A 3,996-nucleotide genomic window follows, 5' to 3' on the forward strand; every position below is an offset into this window, starting at 1 on the left:
TCTATTTGAGATCATGTACTACAACAAGAGCAGCTAATTTACACTAACGGTGTGTCCACTTTCTTGACAGAGGTCCAGTTTTCCAGTTAGTTTCCATATCTCTTCCGAATATAGAAATCTAACTGTATGAAATCCATTTAGTTTTCAAATTTCACACTTTTCCAGCTAGTACAGCCATTATTGGAAATGCACTCCAAACTGCCTGCATAAAATACAGTTAGATCGCTTCTCTCATGCGAAACCTATCATCAATCACAAGATTCCGTGGAAGGGCCGGAACAGGAAGAGAACGGCAACGTGATTCACCATAGCCTAAGGCGATGTTTTGGCACTCTTTTCCCACTGTTAAATACAATGCCCCGCGGCTGTAAATTCCTTAGTATGAGGAGATAGGGATACATTCATTTCGTAATTCAGCTCCAGCTCCAGTTCCCGTTCTTTGAAACACAGTGTGTAGGTCACCAAATAGGGAGTTTCAATATAGAGTAAAGTAAGCTTCAGTTTATTCTTGGTTAACCAGGAAGCGTAGGTGACGACCTCCTGTCGGTGCAGAGCCAGGTCTTTCTCAAACATCCCTTGGGTATGGACCGGTTTTGTCACGTCAAATAAGAGACGGTCCGCATACGTGTCATGGGTAAATTGAAGCTCTATTTGTTTCCCCTTCAAGGACACATCGAGCTTATGCAGGCCGCGGGGGTTTTCGCTCATTAGATAGGAACGCTGCCCGAAATCGGGAACGCCCTCGGGAACCGGTTGAAATCCAGGGACAGGATAGGTCACGCTGGCCAGGCGCTGCTGCAAAACCTGATGGTCCTCCAGGCTTGGAGAATGATTGTTATCCAGTTGATCGAGAATATGCTCGTATATCAAATCCAGTAAAGCTTTTAACTGCTGCCTGCCGTTCAAGCTTGAAGTGGCTGCAATCACCAGATTTTCCCTGGGAGCAACAAAGCATAACTGGCCGAAAGCCCCGTCTCCCCTGTAACAGCCTCGCCTGCACAAGTGAAATTGATACCCGTAGCCCTGTGTAAAATCCGCAGAATCCCCAGCCATCCGATTATCGCTTTGCTTCCCTGTCGCCAAGTGAATATATCGTTCCGAAACGATCCTTTGTCCGTCATATACTCCTTTGTTCAAGAGCATTTGGCCGAATTTCGCAATGCTTTCCGTCGTCAGGCTTAGTCCCATCCCTCCTGCGGTAATGCCCATCGGACAGGTCTCCCAGGAAGGTCTCGGGATTCCTAACGGTTCGAACAGCCGGGGCATCAGGAAATCAACCAGATTCTGGCCGGTCACCTGTTCGATAATAGCAGACAGCATATAAGTAGCATGAGTATTGTATAAATAGAAGCTGCCCGGCTCGCGCTCCACCTTTAACGACAAAAAGGCCCTTACCCAATCTTTTGCATTAGCCACCAAACCATATATATTATTTGCGTGGCCCGTATTCATAGATAATAGATGATGGATGCTCATCTTCGCCAAATTCGGCGACATTGTATCCGGCAATCGGTCCGGAAAATAGGAGATCACATTATCCTCCAGTTCCAGCAAACCATTGTCCCAGGCAATCCCGGCTGCTATGGACGTAAAGCTTTTGCTAAGAGAAAATAACAGCTGCGGGCAATCCTTCCGATAGGGGGCCCGCCAATACTGCGCGGTTGCTTTGCCGTTCTGCAGCAGCATAAAGCTGTTAACCCCCAAGCCCGAATGCTCAATTTGTTGAAAGAACTCCAGCAACGCTTTGGACGAAAGCCCGTGATTCTCCGGCTTGTCGCTTTCGATCCTCATCTTTTCCCCATCCTCCCTCTCCGCTCAGGTGGTCCGGGCTCATTGAGTTTGGTTTGAGCCTCCGGAGATAGCTTTGCCTCGGTAACTGCTCCATCCCCCTTTTACGAATAACAGAACAGCCTTCGATTTATATAGTATCATGCCGTCACGCCCGGCAAAATTTCGGTTCGGAAAGACTTAGACTACCTTCTTCCCTTCCTCTTAAATAAAATCACACTTTGTACCCTTGATACTACCCAGAAACTGGAACAATAACAACCAAGCAGCGGAAGTTTAATAAATGTCACCGGCAGCGGCCGCCTCTGATTCGCTTCAGGTTAGTTTCCTCGGGTAATTTTTAAAAGTCAAAATATTTTTGAATCAGTCATCTTTTTAACTTCTCCGAACCCGTCTTTGTTTTCTAATATATAGATTACGATGCTGCACAACATGACGAAAGGCGTGATTGCAATAAATAAGCAGAAATGGAGGGAAACGTTAACCGGATATTTGTTTATTGCTCCCATGCTTATAGGAGTCACCATATTTTTAATTATGCCGATTATCGCTTCCTTTATATTAAGCTTCACTCACTGGAATCATATTTCGGGCTTTAAAGGTGTGGAATTTGCAGGGCTTACTCATTTTAAAAACTTGCTGAATGACGATTTATTCTGGAAATCTATCAAGAACAACCTGATCTTTCTGCTCGTCGTTCCTATCACTTTGGCCATATCCTTATTTTTAGCCGTCATTATCAACAAAAGCGTCTATTTCAAAAGCTTTTTTAAAGTCGTTTATTTCATGCCGTATATTTCCAGCATTGTTGCTGTAGCGATGGTGTGGCAAGTGCTGTTCCATCCCTCTTATGGCCCCATCAACAGTATGTTAATGTCATTAGGGATTGCCGATCCTCCCAAGTGGATTGCAGACATTCATTTTGCCCTTCCTTCCGTTATGATGATCATGGTTTGGGTATCTATCGGCTACAATATGATCATTTATATTGCCGGCCTGCAGTCCATCCCGCAAGAGCTGTATGAGGCTGCGGATATCGACGGTGCTACAGCTTCCCAGAAGTTCAAATCGATCACGCTGCCCTTGCTGTCGCCTACGACCTTCTTTTTGCTGATCACCGGAATTATCGGCACCTTCAAGGTATTTGACATTATCCAGGTATTGACCAAGGGCGGCCCGGCAGGCTCGACCTCTGTCGTCGTCTACTATTTATATGAAACGGCCTTTATCAATCTGAAGATGAGCTATGCTTCAACAATGGCCTTGTTCCTGTTCTTCGCGATCTTTCTTATTACTCTCATTCAATGGTACGGACAGCGCAAATGGGTGAACTATTAAGGGGGGACTGACAATTGAATAGCAATAAATGGAGGAAAGCTTTCGTTACTTTATTGATGTTCCTCATCGGGATTACGTTTTTATTGCCCTTTATCTGGATGCTGTCCGCATCGTTCAAGCCTGAGACGGATGTGTTCAAATATCCGATTGAATGGATTCCGAGCAAGTGGAATATCGTCCAAAACTACAAAGAAGTATGGCTCGGCAAATATCCGCTTTATTTATTTTATTGGAATTCCATTAAAGTAACGGTTCTGACGACGTTAGTTTCCGTGCTGGTTTCTTGCATGGCCGCTTACGCCTTCGCCAAGATTCAATTCAAGGGCAGGAACGTGGCTTTCCTGGTAGTGCTGTCTACTTTTATGATTCCGAGCCAGGCTGTTCTCGTGCCGCAATTTATTCTTTACCGTCAGCTGGGATTATTCGATACCCACATCGGACTCATCCTTCTGGGCAGCTTCAGTGTGCTGGGAACATTTTTGCTTCGCCAGTTTTTCCTCGGGGTGAATAACGAGTATTTGGAAGCAGCCCGTATAGACGGTGCCGGACATTGGAAAATCTTCTTCACGATCGCGCTGCCGCTGGTACGCCCGGCTATTGCCACCTACGGAATTTTACGCTTTATCTGGACCTGGAACGACTATCAGAACCCGTTAATTTTCCTGCGCTCCGAGAAACTTCTTACCTTGCAGGTCGGCATCCGGAAATTTGCAGACGCTTACGGCGAGTTCTATTCGTTAATGATGGCAGGCTCTGTCATCGCCATTGTTCCCCTGCTGTTAATCTTTATCATCGGGCAGAAGCAAGTCATCGAAGGCATCTCGCTAGGCGGTGTCAAAGGATAACGATAACCCGGTATTAAAGGTTGCT

At 45.9% G+C, this 3,996-nt stretch carries 3 protein-coding genes; 2 read left to right on the forward strand and 1 reads right to left on the reverse strand.

Features of this window, described 5'->3' with window-relative positions; translation table 11 throughout:
- Nucleotides 1-345: 345 nt before the first annotated feature.
- Entirely contained in the window at nt 346-1,791 is a 1,446-nt protein-coding gene (locus ACTHRH_RS24240; RefSeq protein WP_440417999.1) for a serine hydrolase domain-containing protein, read from the reverse strand.
- 429 nt (nt 1,792-2,220) lie between these two features.
- Between ACTHRH_RS24240 and ACTHRH_RS24245 the strand changes: the two genes are divergently transcribed.
- Nucleotides 2,221-3,126: a carbohydrate ABC transporter permease gene (locus tag ACTHRH_RS24245; RefSeq protein WP_260982207.1), complete on the forward strand. Its 906-nt coding sequence runs from the start codon at nt 2,221-2,223 to the stop codon at nt 3,124-3,126.
- Nucleotides 3,127-3,182: 56 nt separating this feature from the next.
- Complete coding sequence (locus tag ACTHRH_RS24250) at nt 3,183-3,971, forward strand: carbohydrate ABC transporter permease (protein ID WP_144940637.1); 789 nt, start codon at nt 3,183-3,185, stop codon at nt 3,969-3,971.
- Nucleotides 3,972-3,996: the final 25 nt, after the last annotated feature.

Origin of the sequence: Paenibacillus sp. SAFN-117, from assembly GCF_051966115.1 — a bacterium.
GTDB lineage: Bacteria > Bacillota > Bacilli > Paenibacillales > NBRC-103111 > Paenibacillus_L > Paenibacillus_L residui.

Excerpts from the sequence above, each read along its gene's own strand:
- ACTHRH_RS24240 (WP_440417999.1), bottom strand. The coding sequence starts at position 1,791 with ATGAGGATCGAAAGCGACAAGCCGGAGAATCACGGGCTTTCGTCCAAA.
- ACTHRH_RS24245 (WP_260982207.1), top strand. The coding sequence starts at position 2,221 with ATGACGAAAGGCGTGATTGCAATAAATAAGCAGAAATGGAGGGAAACG.
- ACTHRH_RS24250 (WP_144940637.1), top strand. The coding sequence starts at position 3,183 with ATGTTCCTCATCGGGATTACGTTTTTATTGCCCTTTATCTGGATGCTG.